Raw genomic sequence first — 18,953 nt, forward strand, 5'->3', positions numbered from 1 at the left:
GAATATAAAATTAAGATACTATAGGAGGAAATAATTATGTCACAAGTTTATAAACAACATAACTTGACCCATAAACAATTATCCGAAATTGATAGAAAACACTACCTACATCCGACTACACCACCAAAAGCTCATCATTTATCTGGGCCATCGACCATTTTTTCGGAAGGAAAAGGAATTTATCTTAAAGACCTAGAAGGCAAGGAGCGCATCGATGGTGTATCCATGCTTTGGAATGTCAACCTTGGTTATGGCAACGAAGAGCTTGCTGAAGCCGCAAAACAACAGATGCTCCAGCTTTCATACAGTTCTTCATTTAGTGGACAGTCAAACGAACCAGCAATCCTTTTGTCTCAAAAAGTAGCTTCGTTGGCACCTGGTGACTTGAATGTTTGCTTCTTTACATCTGGAGGATCAGAATCTAATGATACTGCCTTTAAATTGGCTCGCTTTTATTGGAAAGTAAAAGGGCAGCCACACCGTACAAAAATTATTTCACTTGAACAATCATTCCACGGTGTTACTCTAGGAGCCACAAGTGCAACAGGTATTGAAGGCTTCCAAAAATTCACGACTTCCAATGCTCCAAACTTCCTTACAGCTGCAGCACATGCTTTAAAGGCTGAACTTGGTGATAAAAACGATCCAAATTATGCACGTTCCATTCGCGGACTGATCGAATCAGAGGGAGCAGATACCATAGCTGCTGTCATTTTGGAGCCGATTCAAGGGGCTGGTGGAGTTCGATTCCCTCCAGATGGATATCTCCAAGCAGTACGAAAGCTTTGTGACGAACATGGTATATTATTGATTGCAGATGAGGTTATTTGTGGATTTGGTCGGACAGGTAAGATGTTTGGTGTTGATAATTGGGATATGGTGCCTGACTTTTTATGTGTTGCAAAAGGTATTTCAAGTGGATATGCACATCTTGGAGCAGTTATTATGAGAGAACATGTTAGGGAAGCATTTGTACAATCAGATGAAATGATGTTCCATGGATTTACGTATAGCGGCCATCCGATGGCCTGTGCTGTTGGGTTAAAAACAATTGAAATTTTGGAAAGAGATAATATCGTTGAAAACAGCAGGCAACGTGGCGAAGAGTTATTAAAAGGTCTTAAGTATCTGGAAAGTAACCATAAACATGTAACAAATGTAAGAGGTCTGGGTCTTCTAGCGGGAATTGAGCTGTTAAAAGATCCCGAAAGTGGATTATCTTTTGATCCATCAGAACGTGCAGCAGGGCTTTATACAGACTTGTGTATGGAGTTAGGATTACAATTACGTTATTTTGATTGGAAGGGTTCAAACACCATTGCTCTTGCACCGCCACTTATCATTAGAAGTAATCAGATTGAAGAGATTATCAACAGAATGTCAAATGCCCTTAAAATATTTGAAAAACAAGTGTAGTCGAAAGTAAGTCCGTGGATAGGTGAAATTAATGGTTCTTTTATTTTTTGGTGGAGCAGGTACATTGGCAGTTTCATCCGGAATAACTTCTATTATCATGACAGCGCTTGCAAGTATATCAATAGTATGATTCGAATGTAATTAAATAGCGGGATGCCAAGTTCTTGCTTGTTATTTATATATATGTAGTGCAGTTAAGGGAGGAGTTACAATGGGATTAATGACGGGATTTATATATGATGAAAGTTACTTTTGGCATGACACTGGAAATGGTGCATTATTTCTGCGACCCGGAGAATGGATTGAAGCTGACGAACACGGTGAGAGTCCAAAAAGTAAAAGACGAGTAAAAAACCTTTTGGAACGAAGCGGCTTTATGAACGAGTTACAGGTTATTAAACCACGTGCAGCCACAAGAGAAGAGATTGAGAGGAACCATAGATCTTCGTATGTAGAAAAAGTTAAACAATTAAGTGATGCAAATGGTGGAGATGCAGGTGATTTAGCTCTTGTTGGAAAAGGTTCTTATGAGATAGCACTTTTATCTGCAGGTGGTACAATAACCGGAGTTGATGCAGTAATGGCAGGGCATGTTCAAAATGTATATGCTCTTACAAGACCTCCTGGACACCATGCTGAAAAGGAGAAAGGTATAGGCTTTTGTTTGTTTAACAACGTTGCAGTGGCTGCACGGCATGCTCGTGAAAAATATGGTTTAAAACGTATCATGATTTTAGATTGGGATGTACATCACGGCAATGGAACAGAAAGTTCATTTTATGATGACCCTGAGGTACTAACTGTTTCCATTCATCAAGAACTTAATTTCCCACCTGATAGAGGATTTGCCGAACATATAGGTGAAGGTCAAGGAAAAGGGTTCAATGTAAACATCCCTTTACTTGCTGGAACTGGCAATGCGGGGTACATTTATGCATTAGAAAAAGTTGTGCTGCCTTTAGCAGAGCAATTTGAGCCTGAGCTTATTATCGTAGCAGCTGGTCAAGATGCAAGTGTATTTGATCCACTTTCCCATATGATGGTCACCGCAGATGGATATGGCATGATAACTTCAATTGTGAAGAATCTAGCTGAACGTATTTGCGAAGGGCGCTTAGTCGTTTGCCATGAAGGTGGTTATAGTGCTGCATATGTACCATTTTGTACATTGAGAATAATTGAATCTTTAAGTGGATTAAAAAGTAAGGTTACAGAAGATCCATTTTATGAGTCCATTAAAGGACTTCCTACGAATGTGTTGGCAAAGCACCAAAAAGAGGCGGTTGAAAAAGTAATAAGTATTCAGTCACAGTTTTGGCGATTTTTAGTCAATCAATAGTTTGTAAGAGTAAAGAGAAAAATTGCAGCAAGATAAAAGCGGATAAAAAAAGAAACAACCGTTAACCCCATTATGGGTTAAACCCTATTTTAAATAGTTTCAGAGCATCCGTTCATTGGGTGCTCTTTCTTTTAGGGTAAGAAGGGGAATTGAGGGTATCCAAGGTTGTTAGAAATCACATAGGTATTCAGCTAAACCCTTAATTCCGAACAATTTTAAGTGAATTTATATGGTGTTGAAAAAGAGGGTTACATATGGAAAACTCATTCAGTTCCATTTCACAGAAAGCAGCTTTATTAAATAGGTGCCAGTTGAAGCAGAAGAATATGACAACCCCTCTTTGACATAACATTTAGGAAAAAGATAAGGGTGTGACAATGCTGAGTAGGAAGAAAAACGACCAAATCGTTATTTATATAATAAAAGGCTCAACAATTAAAAGGTTTTTAATCCTAGATCTAATTATTGGATCAGGAATTTTTTATGTGGTTAAATTCATTTCTTCAAGCGTATTAATAGCGAGTGCGAGCAGTTTTATTGGAACAGAAGGAATTAAAAAGGCACCGAAAGTTCTAAAAAATGCAATTGGATTAATAACCTAAGAGCTGGAAAATGGGATTGACTCCTGACCTTACTAGTTGCATATTCGAAATAATAAGGATGTAAGTTAATGGGGTTTGAATCATAAAGAAGGAACTGGATTTCATGTTTGATTTTGAATTTATCGAAGCTGCCAAGAAAATTCACAGCAAATTGCCATTTAAATATAGTTCAATATGATCGACCTTAAGATTAGTCAAACTGGATTTAAACAGATTGTGTGTAGGATAAAATGGGCAGTGACGAACGTATACATCTATAATGATTCATATTAATTAGGAGGGAATCATGAGAAAACCTCAAAAAGTGAAACCTTATTTAACTACACGTAGTTTGCTGCCTGAAAATCAGGAAACACCGATTCAATTCATCAATAATGATAGTATGGAAAACCAATTATTTTATAGAAGGAACCACTTTTCTTATCCGACTCTTACTAATTCAAACTATTGGCTCCCTATAAATGGGTTAGTATCCGTTCCTTTACTTCTGTCCATGCAAGACATTCTTCAATACCCATCAATAACGCTGGAAGTTGTCCTTGAATGCTCGGGAGACAAGCGTAATCTATTCGAACCTAAAATATCTGGGGAACAATGGGGGAAGGGAGCCATTAGCCAAGGGAGGTGGAAAGGTGTACCATTAAGGACTTTACTTGAACTTTCTGGACTAGGTGATGGGGCTAAAGAAGTTGTCGTGGAGGGTTATGATTATGGAAATAGGACCGATCTAGATGAGGTTTACACCTACACCAGGAGTTTGCCTATCGAGAAAGCACTGCATCCGGATACCATTATTGCATATGAGTATAATAATCGGCCCATTCCTTTTAAACATGGTTATCCACTGAGGTTAATAGTTCCGCAGTGGTATGCAATGGCATCTGTTAAGTGGATAAAGCAGATAATTGTTATTAATTCAAAATTCAATGGGCCCTTTCAAACAATTGATTACGTGTATTATCCAAATGATGACAATGATCAAAATGCATTTCCAGTCACTACAATAAATATCAATTCGACCATCCAAAAACCGCTGGATATGGACATTATAAATACTGGCAATCATGTAATAAAAGGGATTGCATGGACAGGAAAAGGAGTTATTACAAAGGTGGAAATTAGTATGGATGATGGCTATACATGGAGAAAAGCTGATATATTACCTCGTAAGAATATTGGTTATGGATGGGTTAGCTGGTCATTCGAATGGAACATATTGAAAAAAGGTGAGTACACGATTAAATCCAGGGCAACAGATTCATTTGGTCAAGTTCAACCTAATATACCTTATTGGAATAAAAAAGGTTATGGGTATAATGCCATTGATAAAATTAAGGTTAAGGCAGAATAACTTTAATTTTAATTTAAGGAAAGAAAACGGCTGAAGAAACTTTTGTTACCCTGGTAGTAGAATCAAGAAGAAATATAAGTTACCCAATCGAGTTCAGGGATAGGAGGAAAAATCAGCCGTGATTATCTTCTCATGGATTAAATCGATTGAGTTAATCCATGAAAAGAAAAATTAAAAGGAACGTAAAATATCCTGAATGAACTAAAGGGCAATATAGTTCCATAAGAATACTATGTCATTCTAACAACGCGTTAGGCTAAATTCACCATTTTCGAATTTTTGACCGTTTCCCCCACAACCCTCATTTACACCACAACAACAATTTATTTTTCGTATGTTCATATAAATAAAAAAGGTACTCCTTTTCCTTAGAACATTACCTACCACTGACCAGTATCCTGAAACTACACTAGAGAATGTTCGTAGTAGAATCATTTAATCAAGTTATGGACTGGCAGCTGTTCTTCTACATCCTAATTCACCTACAGGTCAAGGTGAACCCTATTCACCTTTTCTACAGATTTTTTGAACCATAATGGCCTATCAATGCGGACTTCCAATGCTTTTTGTTATTTATATACAATGCATTACCGTAACCTCCGTAATGAAAATTGACATTGTGTAACCTGACCCATCCTAAACAAACCATCCCAATGAGCGGATGAGTCCTTTAAAACGAATCCAGCGATGAAATGCCTTGGTATCGTCAACAATATTCGAAAGGTATCATGTGATAAGGAATCTAAATTAAAACGGATACTCATTTAATCCTGTGCCGAAAAGATCGAATTCAGGATTTCTTGACTGAGTTATTGGAGGGGCTTCGGATTGTTCATTAGGTGAGCTGACAGCAGCTTCACCTTCAACTGACTCTACAGAGGTTTCGTGATTATCTTTATTCAATGGGTTATCAAGCATACTTATAATCATCTCCTTTTTCATTAGATTAACGTAATTATAAATTCCCTAGATATTTTAATTTTATGCTGAAAATATGGTGATGACAGGAATGCGTTGATCCTGTTAAGACCTTGTAAGCAATCGTGTCGTGCGGTAATCCGTTCCAAACTCTAAGAGTTACTCCCACTTTGGAAGGTAAAATAGTTATTTCGAAAGCAATAACTTTACTAAACACCATTAAAGAACTAAGAATTAGTTGAGCAAAACCCTACAGGAATTATTCAGAATTTCAACAAGAAAAATACGTTTTTGCTTTGATCCATGCATCTATAATGAGTTGAAAAAATATTCGGTTAGAACATATTCATGACGTCATATATGTATTGCAGTGGGTAAAAATCCACCTTTTTACTCTTTGTTAAAGACTAATATACGTTAGTGATGATAAAAGTAATGATGTAATAATAATGGCAATAAGTGGCCGTATTGCTTTGGTACGTAATTCTTTCAAGCTAATATTTAATCCTAATCCGGTCATTGACATTGTTAACATAAATGATGTGAAGTCTGCAATATCAGACAACACTTTTTGTGATACCATTACCTTATTACCAATGATATAGCTTCCCACAAAACTCATAATGATAAAGCCAATTAAAAACCATGGAAACTCGAATCTTGCCTCCCCTTCTTTTTTTCCTTTCTTTTTCATCCAAAGCATGAGGATAAAGCAAACCGGAATTAATAGGAAAACTCGTGTAAGTTTGGCAAGTAATGCGTGAGCAAGAGCATCCTGGCCTGCCGGGGCAGCAGCTAAAGCAACATGGCCTATCTCGTGTAGGCTGATTCCAACCCAATTTCCGTAGTTCATAGGACCAATAGATAAAAAAGGATATATTAACGTATAGATTATTGAAAACACTGTGCCGACTAATGCGATGATGCCTACTCCCATAGCCGTATCTTCATCTTTTGCTTTTATTATTGGCGATACGGCCGCGATGGCAGCCGCACCACAAATGCCTGTGCCGACACTTAATAATAAAGAGAGATTAAAATCTGCCTTCAGCCATTTTGCAATGATCATAAGAATAACAATTGAAAAAATGATCGTTATTGTCCCTCTTAGCAATAGAGGGAAACCCTGATGAAATATCACAATCATGTTAAGCTTTAATCCATAAAGTATGATGGCAAATCTCAATAGTTTTTTTGATGAAAATTGAATACCAGTACGTAATTTTTCCGGATATCCAAAGACCTGTCTATAAACCACAGCTAGTAAAATGGCACACGCAAGAGGTCCAATATGATTTAGACCTGGCAACGCTGCCAAAATAAAACCTAACACGGCTATGATCAATGTAAAACCAATTCCAGAAATCAAAGAAACATTTAGCTTTTTTGCCGCTTTTTTCTGCTCATTTGGACTGGGAGTTATTAACGCTTTTTGTTCCAATGTTTTTCAACCCCTTATTTGGATTATTTGTAATTTATCGTAACTAATGATTTACAATAAGGAAAATAAATGATTATTATAGTTATAATAAGTAAATACGATAGTTAGAAGGGGAACATATGGATCAACTATTATCTGTATTTATATCTGTAGCTGATAAAAGAAACTTTTCCAGGGCAGCGGAAGAGCTTCATATGACTCAGCCGGCAGTCAGCCAGCAAATTCAACAATTGGAAAAATATATAGGTTCGAAGCTGCTTCTGCGAACAAACAAATCTGTCCAGCTAACTAAAGCAGGGGAAATAGTCTATTTACATGCTAAAGAAATAACAGGTTTGTATAAACGAATGTCAATGTTAGTGAATGAATTAAATAACGAGCCAACAGGACCATTAAAAATTGGTGCCAGCTATACCTTTGGAGAGTATGTATTACCACATATACTTGCAAGAATGAAAAACCTATTTCCTAATATCTTCCCTTCGGTACAGATTGGCAACACAAGGGATATTGCCAAAGCAGTCACAAGTCATGAGATCGATGTAGGAATTGTAGAGGGGGAAATTTCTCTTAGAAATATATATATAAAATCCGTTTCCACCGACCAAATGTATATCGTGGCAGGGGGTAAATATCCAATTTATTTCAATAAGGAAGTTACACTAAGACAGGTAGAACAAGAGAATTGGATTGTCCGTGAAGAAGGTTCTGGTACAAGAGAGGCAACAGAAACATTATTTCAATCTTTACAAATCCGTCCTTCCAAGTTAATGGAGTTCGGCAGTACACAACTTATAAAAGAAGCAGTTGAAGCCGGGCTTGGCATTAGTTACTTATCTGAACTTACTGTTAAAAAAGAAAGAATGCTTGGTACCATTCAAGTATTAAATGTCAAAGGGACACCGATAAAAAGAAATTTTTCAGTTATTACAGAATCTGTGGAATTGCATACGAAATCTATGAACTTATTTATTGAGTTAATAGAAAAATATCTAAAGAACCAATTATTGCAATAGCCCTATTTTATAAATTAATAAAAAAAGACAAAGCTCTTTACTGGGGCTTTGTCTTTTTATTTGGCTCTTTTCGTAAAGATTGTTGTTTTTAAAACGAAACTATTTAAGGTTGATTGGAGCGTAAGTGCGAGACTCCTGCGGGAGCAGCGGGACAGGTGAGACCCCACAGGCGTTTACGCCGAGGAGGCTCACCGCCCGCCCCGCGGAAAGCGAGCATCTGGAGGGGAAATCAACCACACCGCTTTACTTGGTAAATAGCAACAAAGTATGCGAAAACAGCCTTTTATTTAGAAGTTGATGCAGAGATCATAAAGTAGCCCTCGTGTAATCTTGAATTTCCTTCTTGATATTATTAATACTTACATACAAATTAAAATCTTTAATTTTATTTAATTATAATTTATGAGTATACTTAAAATGTAATAATATTTAAAAAATTCAAAATAGTAGGTATTCAAAGCCTCCTATGTGAGAAAAGGGGTGGAATTCATTTAATGGGCTATAACTTAAACGAAAATCTAAAAAGAAGCGCAAGTAATTTCCCAGAAAGTATCGCTTATATCTTTAGAGATAAAAGTGCTACTTATCAAGAACTAAATCAGAAGGTGGATCGATTGGCTGCTGGTCTGTTTGTACAAGGAATTAGGAAGGGAGATGGAGTGGCTCTTATTTTAGGGAATAGCCCTGAATTTCTCATTGCGTTCTACGGCATTTTACGGCTTGGTGCATTCGTTGTTCCGATTAATCCTTTGTATACCCAAGGGGAAATCAACTACTTTTTAGACAATAGTCAAGCCAAAGCGGTCATTGCTCATGTATCTGTAGAACCGAAGTTATCAGAAGTAAAAAAGCAATTGGAAAATCTGAAGCTTGTGATCTATACCGAAGCCAATGATCAGGAATCGACATGGGAGCATCTCATGGAAACAAGCATTAATGTTTACGAAAGCCCTTACATTGATGAGGAAGACCTTGCAGTCATTCTATACACATCAGGAACAACCGGGAAACCAAAGGGTGCAATGTTAACGCATCGGAACCTGGGTTCAAATGCGGATTCCATTTCAAAATTACTGGAACTCGATGTTAATGATCGTATCGTAGCTGTTCTGCCAATGTTCCATGTATTCTGTATGACAGTTTGTCTGAATGCACCAATTGCTTGTGGGGCAACAGTCCTGATTCAGCCTAAATTCAGCCCTCATGACGTGGTCAGCACCATCCGAGAAAAAAAAGCAACCGTGTTTGCTGGAGTACCTACGATGTACAGTTTTATCAACCAATTGCCTGAAGCGATTGCGGAGGATTGCCAATCTATCCGCATGTGTATCTCCGGAGGTGCCTCGATTCCGGCAGAGCTGCTGCATAAATTTGAAAACAAGTTTAATGTTTCTATCTTGGAAGGATATGGGCTTTCGGAAACTGCTCCTCTCGTCGCTATTAATCCTTTAAAAGGGACTCGCAAACCAGGTTCTATCGGCTTGAATATTCCAGCTGTCCAAAGCAAAGTTGTAGATGAGTTCGGAAAAGAATTGCCGAGAGGAGAAGTTGGGGAATTAGTTGTTCAAGGGCCCAATGTAATGAAAGGCTATTTGGGGATGCCGGAAGCTACTTCAGCTGCTTTTAATGACGGGTGGTTTTACACTGGTGATCTCGCAACAATGGATGAAGAAGGATACATCTATATTGTTGACCGCAAGAAGGACATTATTATTGTTGGAGGTTACAATGTATATCCTCGTGAAGTGGAGGAAGTCCTGTATCAACATCCTGCTGTGGTAGAGGCGGCCGTAATCGGAGTCCCAGATCGGGAATACGGAGAAAGTGTGAAAGCTTTTGTGGCAGTCGAGGATGAGCAGATCACCATGAATGACATTATTCAATTCTGTCAGGATAAGCTGGTGAAATACAAGCTTCCTAAACGAGTGGAATTCTTTAAAGAGCTGCCTAAGAACTCAACAGGGAAAATTTTGCGCAGAGAGTTAAGAGAATTGACTGAAGTGAAGTAAGAAATGAACCAACTTATTAAAGGGGGATTAACTATGTCAACCATTTTAAAGGAAAAAGTTAAAGGGCAAGTAGCGTGGAAAGGCACTGACCTGGCTAAAGATGATTCATGGGTTTATCATTTGTCTGAAAAAACGATTGCCTCGCTTGAGAACGCTTTAGTTCAAGTTAAACAAAAGGGTTTAAAAGCACCTGATTTTAACAAAGAGGATTTTCCGATTCCTGATATTTATGATGAAATCGTTTACTTTGTTGAAGAGCTGGAGAATGGGAGAGGGTTTCTATTAATTCGTGGATTACCCATTGAAAGGTATACAGATGAAGAAGTCAGCATCATTTACTGGGGTCTCGGACTTCACATGGGCATTCCGGTTTCGCAAAACGCAAATGGTGACCTCTTAGGGCACGTCAAAGATCAAGGTTTTAGCTTAGAAAATTCTAATGTGCGTGGTTACCAAACGAAACTGCATCTTCCGTTTCATGCTGATGGATCTGATGTTGTTGGATTATTAAGCCTGCGAAAAGGGAAATCTGGAGGTCACAGCAGTATCATCAGTTCGATGACTGTTTACAATGAAATTCTGGAGAAGAACCCGGAATATCTAGGAGTTCTCTGTCGTCCATTTTACTTTGATCGTCGTGGGGAGGAAGCGCCGGGAGAACCTCCAGTATTTTCATCATCAATCTTTAATTATTATCAAGGAAAACTGAGCTGTAGATATGTCCGTTTATTTATCGAATCAGCCCAAGCAAAAACAGGCATCCAATTGTCAAAAGTGGAAATTGAAGCATTAGACTTACTGGATTCACTCCTTCATGATGAGAATTTACACTATAACATGATGTTGGAGCCAGGTGATATGCAGTTCGTCAATAATTATACGATTCTTCACTCACGTACTCAATACGAAGACTATGAAGAGCCGGAACGCAAACGGCATCTTTTAAGATTGTGGTTAACGATGCCAAATGGCCGGGAAATTTCCCCGGAATTCGCGATGTTTATTGATGAAAATACGGGTAAACCAGGTCGCGGCGGCGTACCGCAACGTAAAACAACATCTGGCGGTATTGTAGAAACCCTGAAGTGATTTTTTATAAAACGTTTAGTGAGAACGAGTGGGAACACCTTTTCAGAGGTCAGAAAAAGGTGTTCCTTATATAGGAAAACGTGGGGGATTTACATGACAAGCACTCCAAAATATTCTTGGATTATCTTATTATTTCTAGTTCTTAGCGGGATGATCAACCAAGTGGATAAAATAATCATTGGTTTGGTTTCCGTTCCTTTAATGAAAGAGTTACATTTAAGTCCTTCGCAATGGGGAGTCGTAGGAAGTTCTTTCTTTTGGTTCTTTACCTTCTCCTCTATTATTCTTGGCGGCATGGCCGATTCGAAAAACACGAAAAAAATGTTAACTTGGATGTCGTTGATTTGGTTGATAGTCCAATTTCTCACCCCTTTCGTTAGCAGTTTGTCCATGCTTTTGTTAACCAGAATGATTTTGGGAGCTGGTGAAGGCCCTGCACCCGCACTATCCACGGCAATCATGGGAAAGTGGTTCCCGAAACATAGGCACGGCATCGGCTTTGGTGCGGTTCTATTAGGAACGACAGGGGGATCTGCGATCGCTTCACCATTATTAATCTCCTTGATTGATCATTATGGATGGAGATCTGCATTTATAGCGATGGGTATTCTGGGACTGATCGTGCTGGTTTTATGGATGATTTTCGGTAAAGAAAGTCCTCAGGAAATCGGCTGGCCGTCGATACAGCAAAAGGAGCAGCAATCATCGAGCCTCTCTAGAGTTTCTTGGAGTCAGTTTCTTCCGCATCTATTATCTAAAAATTTTATTCTAATCGTTTTGTGCGGGGGGTGTGCCTATTGGTTATTGTCCGTACAAGCGGTATGGCTTCCAGCCTATTTCACCAATATTCAACATTTTAATGGTCAAACACTAAAATTAGCCGTGTCTTTACCTTTTCTTTTTGCAGCCTTTTTCCAATTAGGATTTGCCATTCTATCAGATAGGCTCTATCGTAAAACAAGAGATATTCGTAAAGCGCGAATAAATCTTGCCGGTATAACGATGATGTTATCCGCTCTATGCTTATACTTAGCAAATGCCGCGAATTCCACGGAGATGTCCATATTGTTCTTCACCCTTGCCCCGGGATTTGCGTATGTCATTCTTTCACTCGCACCCGCAATATTGATGGAGTTTTTTTCTCCCAAGAATATTGGAAAGGCACAAGGGACGTTCATTGCACTTGCAAGTTCTACAAGTATTATTGCGCCACTCGCATTTGGCTATCTTATTCAAAATGCAGCGACTGAGGCTATCGGATACGGATACGCATTTAAAGCCTCTTCTTTAGGGATGCTCATTATCGGATTATTGTTTTGGATCGGTGTACGTCCCGCAAAGGAAAGCCACACAATAATTGAAACAGATGAGCAAGTGAGTATTTAAGGGATATAAACGTAGATTGAAAGATTCTTAGTAAGATTACATTAATCTAACTTAATTATAAGTTACAAAAGATAATTTCATTTAATTAATAATAATAAGTGCACCATGAATAATAAATTCGAAATATTCAGTCAATTATAGTGATTTAACAAATATAAAGGAGGACTATGTATGTCAGTTATTTTAAAGGAAAAAATTCAAGGGCGTTCAGCGTGGAAAGGTATCGAACTAGCAAAAGATGATTCATGGATTTATTATTTGTCAGAGAAAACCCTTGCAGCTCTTGACAAGGCTGTATTACATGTTCAACAAAAAGGGTTAAAGGCGCCAAATTTTAACAAGGAGGATTTCCCAATTCCTGATCTCGCTGATGAAATTGCGTATTTTGTTGACGAGCTGGAGAATGGGAGAGGCTTTCTATTGATTCGTGGATTACCAATGGATCAATATACTGACGATGAAGCTAGTACTATTTACTGGGGTCTTGGACTTCACTTGGGCCTACCGATCATCCAAGGAAAAAAGGGTGAACTCTTAGGGCATATCAAAAACATGGGTAAAGACTTTAATGATAATACAACAGTAAGAGGTTACCAAACGAATGTAAGACTTGACTATCACACAGATCTCGCTGATGTTGTCGGCTTACTATGCCTTCGTAAAGCGAAATCTGGCGGTTTAAGCAGCATCGCTAGTGCGATGTCTATCTATAATGAAATCCTGGATAATCACCCAGAGTACCTTGAAATTCTCTATCGTCCATTCGCCCATGATCTTCGTGGGGAAGAAGCACCAGGCCAATCTCCAGTAGTTCCATCACCAATCTTTAGCTATTATGATGGTAAATTAAGCTGCAGATATATGCGTCAATATGTCGAATCAGCACAAACGAAAACAGGTATCTCTTTGTCTAAAGAGGAAATCGAAGCATTTAATTTTATAGATTCCCTTACTTCTGATAAAAACTTTCATATTGATATGATGATGGAACCGGGTGATATGCAATTCGTTAATAATTATACCGTTTTTCATTCACGTACACTATTTGTAGATTATGAAGAAGATGACCGCAAACGTCATTTATTAAGATTGTGGCTCATGATGCCAAATGGCCGAAAAATTGCTCCAGGCTTCGAGTTTTATATAGGAGGAGCACCTGTAATTAGATAAAAACCGGTGGTAAAGAAAATCACCAATATTTCTTGTATGGTGATTTTATTCAACGAAAATGATGAATAAAATCACCATTTTATGTTTTTATTTTGAAGTGAGAGTTTCGTGACAGGACTAATGGCTTCACATATAGACTGGGTAATTTAAAAATAACCTGAAGTGAGGATGATGTTTTTTGGCAAATTTAGATCCGCAAGCAGAAAAATATTTACAAGCATATAATCATCTGCCACCTATTCATACTATGGATCATAAGTCAGTAAGAGAGATGCTTTCTAAAGCACCGCGTCCTGCTGTAAAATTGGAACCGCTTTCAAAAGTTGAAGATTTCATGATTCCGGTAAGCCAGGATGAAACAATCAAATGTAGGGTATATATACCGGAAGGGCAAGGTCCTTTCCCTCTATTTATTTACTACCATGGTGGTGGATGGGTTCTAGGAGACATTGAATCAACGGATGCAAGCTGCCGAATGATAGCGAATCGAACGGGTAGTATTGTTGTATCCGTAAACTATCGTCTTTCTCCAGAATATAAGTTTCCGACTCCAGTAGAAGACGCCTATTCTGCATTGCAATGGGTTTTTGAAAAAGGGACTTCATTTAACGGAGAAGTTTCTCGATTGGCCGTTGGAGGGGATAGCGTGGGTGGAAATCTTGCGACTGTAGTTACGATGATGGCGAGAAACAAAAAAGGTCCAAACATCAATGCACAGGTCTTAATCTATCCTGCGACAAATCTTGAGTTCAATACGGAATCCCATCGAACCTTTGCAAAAGGATTTGGTCTTGATCGCGAGCAGTTGATTTGGTTCCGAAATCATTATTTAAGGAATAATGAGGACAGGTGTAATGAGTATGCTTCCCCCTTGGTGGCTCAAGATTTAAGTGGTCTCCCGCCGGCACTTGTTATTACAGCGGAAAATGATGTACTTCGGGATGAAGGAATGGCCTATGCTGAACGACTGAAAGATTTTGGCGTTCAAGTTGAATATGAATGTGAACCGGGGATGGTCCACGGTTTTTTTGCACAAATGGCCATTTTCTCAAAGAACATAGAATTGACTGTTTCTAAGATCGAGAAGTTCTTGAGTTCTTTAAAATATACAATAGGGATAGATTGAAAGTAAATGTTCTAAATGAAGCGAGCCTCAGATTTTAGTGAGGCTCGCTTTTTAAAATAACCTATTTAATTTTTAAATGGAGATTATTGATAATCATTGAAACAGTAACAAAAGCAACCCTAGGCATTTAGTAATAAACGGTATTTCCGATTCCACCGGTTACCGAAATGACATCTCCAGTTATCGATGCCGCCAAAGGTGAGGCTAGGAAGGTAACGACATAAGCAATTTCCTCTGGTGTAATCAAGCGGCCGAGGGCATTCATTGATGCTGCCTGGTGTATAGTTTCCTCATTAGTGACACGGTCTCTAAATGTTTCCGTATCGACAATCCCTGGATAAACAGCATTGACAGTAATTCCGTGCTTTCCTAATTCTATTGATGCGGATTTTGTCATATGGACAACAGATGCATTACGAGGACCGGAACTAAAATAATTGCCGCCAATTCTAGCTGCCAGACCACTAATATTGATAATACGTCCCCAATTATTTTGGATCATATAAGGAGCAACAGCCCGGACACAACGAAAATAGCCCATATACTTTTCTTCAAAATCTTTCAAGATAAGTTCATCTTTAATGCTGTTAAAGTCCTCTGGTTCATGGCCCCCGACACGGGCTCCACTGTTGATTAAAATATCAATGCTTCCCATTTCTGCTGCTGATTTTTCAACTAAATTCAGGATGGAGTCAGGATCATTAGTATCTGCCACGATTGGATAAATATTTCCGTTGGTTTCTTTGGACAACTCGTCTGCTGCATTCCTTAGTGAAGGTTCGTTTCTTGAACAAATCGTACAATCCACACCTTCCAAAGCCAACTGACGGGCAATGGCTTTGCCAATCCCCCTGCTTCCTCCAACGATAAGTGCTTTTTTTCCAGATAATTTCAATTCCATTGTTCAACCTCCTGTTTCGAATTAACTTGTATTAGATTCTGATTGAAAGTGATTTATTGGAATATTTAATCATTTCTATCTTTGATTTTATCTATAAATGTTAATTATATAAAATTAAAGATATTAAATTGCACTTAAGTTTTATTAATATAATGATATTTGTTGTAAAATTGCATGTACAACGGAGTTATATTTTCCATTTATTAGTAGAGTTAATTTGCAAATTAAAAATTTTAATTTTATTTAACTGAAAATTATGAATATAATTAACGGAATAACATTTATTACAGTCAGAAGCTATTTAAAGCGCTTCCATGAAAAGAGAGGGGGGAACAAGGAACATCATTTATTAAGGAATAATTGTTTGTATAAGGGTTTGAAGATAGTGGAAGTCGCTTTTAAGTAGGATAACAGCCCAGACTTTTTCATTAGGTACTATAGTTAAAATTGAAATAGAAAACGAAGGAGGATTCTCGGTGCCGTCTATTTTAAAGGGAAAAATTCAAGGACCAGTAGCTTGGCAAGGTATTGATTTAGCTAAAGATGATTCATGGATTTATTATTTGTCAGAGAAAACGATCGCAGTTCTTGAAAGCGCTTTATTCTATGTGAAACAAAAAGGGTTAAAGGCACCTGATTTTAACAAGGAGGACTTTCCAATTCCGGATCTTTCTGACGAAATAGCCTACTTTATAGACGAGCTGGAAAATGGGAGAGGATTTCTATTTATTCGTGGCTTACCAATTGAAAAGTATACCGATGAAGAAGCAAGCATCATTTACTGGGGTCTCGGAGTCCACCTGGGCATCCCGGTAACGCAAAATGCAAAAGGTGATCTATTAGGACATGTTGTTGACCAAGGTCTCGACATTAATGATTCAAATGTACGTGGTTACCAAACGAATGCTCATCTTCCCTTTCACCCAGATGGATCTGACGTAGTCGGATTATTAAGTCTTCGAAAAGCTAAATCTGGCGGTTACAGTAGTATCGTAAGTTCCATAGCGGTTTACAATGAAATTCTGGATAGGTACCCAGAGTATCTTGGAATTCTCTATCTTCCATATTTCTTGGATCGTCGTGGTGAGGAAACACCTGGTGAATCGCCTGTTTATTCATCACCAGTATTTAGTTATTACGAAGGTAAATTAAGCTGCAGATATAACCGCGGATATGTCGAATCGGCACAAGCGAAAACAGGTAGATATTTGTCAAAAGTTGAAACTGAAGCATATGACTTAATGGATTCCCTCCTACATGATGAAAAAATGCATTTTGATATGATGATGGAACCGGGTGATATGCAATTTGTTAATAATTATACTGTTCTTCATTCACGTACTGTATATGAAGACTATGAAGAACCCGAGCGCAAACGTCATTTATTAAGATTGTGGCTCACGATGCCAAATGGGAGAGAAATAGCGCCAAACTTCGCGATGTTCATTGATGAGAAAACAGGGAAAGCGGGTCGCGGCGGTATTCCGGAACGTGAAAAAACAGCTGGGGGTATTGCAGAAAAAAAGAGGTAATGTGTTTTATAAATATAAAGAGTTCAGACGAGGTTAAGAATGGAAGGTTTTACATTTAAAAACTATTAAAGCACCAATTGATTCATGTTAACGGAATAGAAGGGGCGATTATTAATTTGAAAACACCTAAATATTCTTGGATCATATTATTAATTCTTGTAGCTTCCGGCATGATCAACCAGGTTGATAAAATTATCATTGGTTTGGTTTCTGTTCCTCTAATGGAAGAGTTACATTTAAGTCCTTCACAATGGGGAATTGTCGGAAGTTCGTTCTTTTGGTTCTTTACCTTTTCCTCTTTCATTCTAGGGGGAATGGCCGATTCAAGAAATACGAAAAAAATGTTTACTTGGATCTCGTTTGTATGGTTGATTGTTCAATTTACCACACCTTTTGTTTCCAGTCTGTCTTTGCTAGTAATGACAAGAATGGTCTTGGGAGCAGGAGAAGGTCCTGCCGTTGCTATATCAACTTCAATAATAGGAAAATGGTTCCCTAAACATAGACATGGTATAGGCTTTGGCGCTGTCCTCTTTGGTGCAACAATCGGGCCCGCGATTGCTTCGCCATTATTAATCTCCTTGATCAATGGATATGGGTGGAGATCTGCTTTTATAGCAATGGGGATTGTTGGACTAATGGTGCTAGTTTTATGGTTGATTCTTGGTAAAGAAAGCCCAAAAGAAATCGGTTCGTATGCTTTTGATCAAGAAGATGAGCACTCAGTAATTTCTTCTAATGTTTCTTGGCGTCAGTTTCTTCCGTATCTTTTATCTAAAAATTTTATTTTTACCGTTTTGTGTGCAGGTTGTGCCTATTGGTTATTGTCCGTTCAAGCGATATGGTTTCCTGCATATTTTACCGAAATTCAACATTTTGATGGGAAAATGTTAAAACTTGCAGTGTCTTTACCTTTTCTTTTTGCTGCCATTTGCCAAATTGTATTTGCCTTGTTATCGGATAGGCTTTATCGCAAAACAGGAGATATTCGTAAAGCACGAATAAATGTTGCAGGGATTACGATGGTGCTATCCGCTATTTGTTTATTTCTTGCAAATGCCTTTAATTCTAGTGCTATCTCCATTCTATTCTTCATCCTTGCTCCGGGTCTTGCGGTTGTTATTCTTTCACTCGCACCCGCCATATTAATGGAATTCTTTTCTCCCAAAAACATTGGAAAGGCTCAAGGGGCCTATGTTGCTCTATCAAGTTCAGCAAGCATCATTGCTCCGCTCATATTCGGGTATTTTATCCAGTATGCAGCAACTGAGGCAATTGGATATGGTTATGGCTTCCAAGTAACTTCTTTGGTCATGTTCGTAATCGGATTATTGTTTTGGAGCATTGTCCGTCCCGCGAACCGAAGTCAGACAACGGTAAAACCTGAGGAACAAGTTATTGTATAAAAATCATTATAGGTGAAACAAGGAGGGAAATAAACTATGTGTAAAAATGAAAAGGCCGTTTCTGAGATGGACTGTTGTGTATTGTGTCATGAAGAATTAGCTATTATGGAGCAAAATCGCAGTAAGTGCTGGAGTTGTCAGGATAAGATATCCGAGACTTACGCTGATGATCATATTGAAGTGGAGGATTAAGTAAATTAAAGTTTAATTTTAATTAATTAATACTTATGAGTGTAATTTATACTTTAAAA

The 18,953-nt window shown here is 38.1% G+C and carries 15 protein-coding genes; 12 read left to right on the plus strand and 3 right to left on the minus strand.

From position 1 onward, the window contains the following. Window positions 1-36 precede the first annotated feature (36 nt). The 3 genes from QNH43_RS09285 to QNH43_RS09300 all read left to right on the plus strand — a co-directional run bounded on the left by QNH43_RS09285 (window position 37) and on the right by QNH43_RS09300 (window position 4,708). Window positions 37-1,416 carry an aminotransferase family protein gene (locus tag QNH43_RS09285; RefSeq protein WP_283917579.1) on the plus strand — a complete coding sequence of 460 codons (1,380 nt, stop codon included), beginning with the start codon at window positions 37-39 and terminating at the stop codon, window positions 1,414-1,416. A 211-nt stretch (window positions 1,417-1,627) separates the two neighbouring features. Further along, complete coding sequence (locus QNH43_RS09290; RefSeq protein ID WP_283917580.1) at window positions 1,628-2,755, plus strand: class II histone deacetylase; 1,128 nt, start codon at window positions 1,628-1,630, stop codon at window positions 2,753-2,755. Between the two features lie 888 nt (window positions 2,756-3,643). After that, window positions 3,644-4,708 carry a sulfite oxidase gene (locus QNH43_RS09300; protein WP_283917581.1) on the plus strand — a complete coding sequence of 355 codons (1,065 nt, stop codon included), beginning with the start codon at window positions 3,644-3,646 and terminating at the stop codon, window positions 4,706-4,708. A 747-nt stretch (window positions 4,709-5,455) separates the two neighbouring features. On the opposite strand, the gene QNH43_RS09305 is transcribed toward QNH43_RS09300, so the two are convergent. Then, complete coding sequence (locus QNH43_RS09305) at window positions 5,456-5,626, minus strand: hypothetical protein (RefSeq protein WP_283917582.1); 171 nt, start codon at window positions 5,624-5,626, stop codon at window positions 5,456-5,458. A gap of 400 nt (window positions 5,627-6,026) precedes the next feature. After that, window positions 6,027-7,067, minus strand: coding sequence for a YeiH family protein (locus tag QNH43_RS09310; RefSeq protein ID WP_434060165.1), 1,041 nt, complete (start codon window positions 7,065-7,067; stop codon window positions 6,027-6,029). A gap of 119 nt (window positions 7,068-7,186) precedes the next feature. On the opposite strand from QNH43_RS09310, the gene QNH43_RS09315 reads away from it, so the two are divergent. The 6 genes from QNH43_RS09315 to QNH43_RS09340 all read left to right on the plus strand — a co-directional run bounded on the left by QNH43_RS09315 (window position 7,187) and on the right by QNH43_RS09340 (window position 14,863). Further along, window positions 7,187-8,083: a LysR family transcriptional regulator gene (locus tag QNH43_RS09315; protein WP_283917583.1), complete on the plus strand. Its 897-nt coding sequence runs from the start codon at window positions 7,187-7,189 to the stop codon at window positions 8,081-8,083. A 494-nt stretch (window positions 8,084-8,577) separates the two neighbouring features. Further along, the gene (locus tag QNH43_RS09320) at window positions 8,578-10,092 is read left to right on the plus strand and encodes a long-chain-fatty-acid--CoA ligase (RefSeq protein ID WP_283917584.1); all 1,515 of its coding nucleotides are present in this window, start codon (window positions 8,578-8,580) and stop codon (window positions 10,090-10,092) included. Window positions 10,093-10,125: 33 nt separating this feature from the next. Continuing rightward, the gene (locus tag QNH43_RS09325) at window positions 10,126-11,181 is read left to right on the plus strand and encodes a TauD/TfdA family dioxygenase (protein ID WP_283917585.1); all 1,056 of its coding nucleotides are present in this window, start codon (window positions 10,126-10,128) and stop codon (window positions 11,179-11,181) included. Window positions 11,182-11,274: 93 nt separating this feature from the next. Beyond that, window positions 11,275-12,567 (plus strand): MFS transporter, encoded by a 1,293-nt coding sequence (locus tag QNH43_RS09330; protein WP_283917586.1) that lies wholly within the window; start codon window positions 11,275-11,277, stop codon window positions 12,565-12,567. A gap of 171 nt (window positions 12,568-12,738) precedes the next feature. Beyond that, window positions 12,739-13,737: a TauD/TfdA family dioxygenase gene (locus tag QNH43_RS09335; RefSeq protein WP_283917587.1), complete on the plus strand. Its 999-nt coding sequence runs from the start codon at window positions 12,739-12,741 to the stop codon at window positions 13,735-13,737. Between the two features lie 178 nt (window positions 13,738-13,915). Continuing rightward, on the plus strand, window positions 13,916-14,863 hold the full coding sequence (locus tag QNH43_RS09340) for an alpha/beta hydrolase (protein WP_283917588.1): 948 nt from the start codon (window positions 13,916-13,918) through the stop codon (window positions 14,861-14,863). A 127-nt stretch (window positions 14,864-14,990) separates the two neighbouring features. Here QNH43_RS09340 and QNH43_RS09345 read toward each other — a convergent pair whose 3' ends face one another. Next, window positions 14,991-15,764: an SDR family NAD(P)-dependent oxidoreductase gene (locus QNH43_RS09345; protein WP_283917589.1), complete on the minus strand. Its 774-nt coding sequence runs from the start codon at window positions 15,762-15,764 to the stop codon at window positions 14,991-14,993. 476 nt (window positions 15,765-16,240) lie between these two features. Between QNH43_RS09345 and QNH43_RS09350 the strand changes: the two genes are divergently transcribed. The 3 genes from QNH43_RS09350 (at window position 16,241) to QNH43_RS09360 (ending at window position 18,894) form a co-directional block, all read left to right on the plus strand. Then, window positions 16,241-17,296, plus strand: coding sequence for a TauD/TfdA family dioxygenase (locus tag QNH43_RS09350; RefSeq protein ID WP_283917590.1), 1,056 nt, complete (start codon window positions 16,241-16,243; stop codon window positions 17,294-17,296). A 116-nt stretch (window positions 17,297-17,412) separates the two neighbouring features. After that, the gene (locus tag QNH43_RS09355) at window positions 17,413-18,702 is read left to right on the plus strand and encodes an MFS transporter (protein WP_283917591.1); all 1,290 of its coding nucleotides are present in this window, start codon (window positions 17,413-17,415) and stop codon (window positions 18,700-18,702) included. 36 nt (window positions 18,703-18,738) lie between these two features. Next, window positions 18,739-18,894: a hypothetical protein gene (locus tag QNH43_RS09360; RefSeq protein WP_283917592.1), complete on the plus strand. Its 156-nt coding sequence runs from the start codon at window positions 18,739-18,741 to the stop codon at window positions 18,892-18,894. Window positions 18,895-18,953 lie beyond the last annotated feature (59 nt).

This window comes from Peribacillus simplex (assembly GCF_030123325.1).
GTDB lineage: Bacteria > Bacillota > Bacilli > Bacillales > DSM-1321 > Peribacillus > Peribacillus simplex_D.

Coding starts and splice junctions, on each gene's coding strand:
- QNH43_RS09285 (WP_283917579.1), top strand. CDS start 37: ATGTCACAAGTTTATAAACAACATAACTTGACCCATAAACAATTATCC.
- QNH43_RS09290 (WP_283917580.1), top strand. CDS start 1,628: ATGGGATTAATGACGGGATTTATATATGATGAAAGTTACTTTTGGCAT.
- QNH43_RS09300 (WP_283917581.1), top strand. CDS start 3,644: ATGAGAAAACCTCAAAAAGTGAAACCTTATTTAACTACACGTAGTTTG.
- QNH43_RS09305 (WP_283917582.1), bottom strand. CDS start 5,626: ATGCTTGATAACCCATTGAATAAAGATAATCACGAAACCTCTGTAGAG.
- QNH43_RS09315 (WP_283917583.1), top strand. CDS start 7,187: ATGGATCAACTATTATCTGTATTTATATCTGTAGCTGATAAAAGAAAC.
- QNH43_RS09320 (WP_283917584.1), top strand. CDS start 8,578: ATGGGCTATAACTTAAACGAAAATCTAAAAAGAAGCGCAAGTAATTTC.
- QNH43_RS09325 (WP_283917585.1), top strand. CDS start 10,126: ATGTCAACCATTTTAAAGGAAAAAGTTAAAGGGCAAGTAGCGTGGAAA.
- QNH43_RS09330 (WP_283917586.1), top strand. CDS start 11,275: ATGACAAGCACTCCAAAATATTCTTGGATTATCTTATTATTTCTAGTT.
- QNH43_RS09335 (WP_283917587.1), top strand. CDS start 12,739: ATGTCAGTTATTTTAAAGGAAAAAATTCAAGGGCGTTCAGCGTGGAAA.
- QNH43_RS09345 (WP_283917589.1), bottom strand. CDS start 15,764: ATGGAATTGAAATTATCTGGAAAAAAAGCACTTATCGTTGGAGGAAGC.
- QNH43_RS09360 (WP_283917592.1), top strand. CDS start 18,739: ATGTGTAAAAATGAAAAGGCCGTTTCTGAGATGGACTGTTGTGTATTG.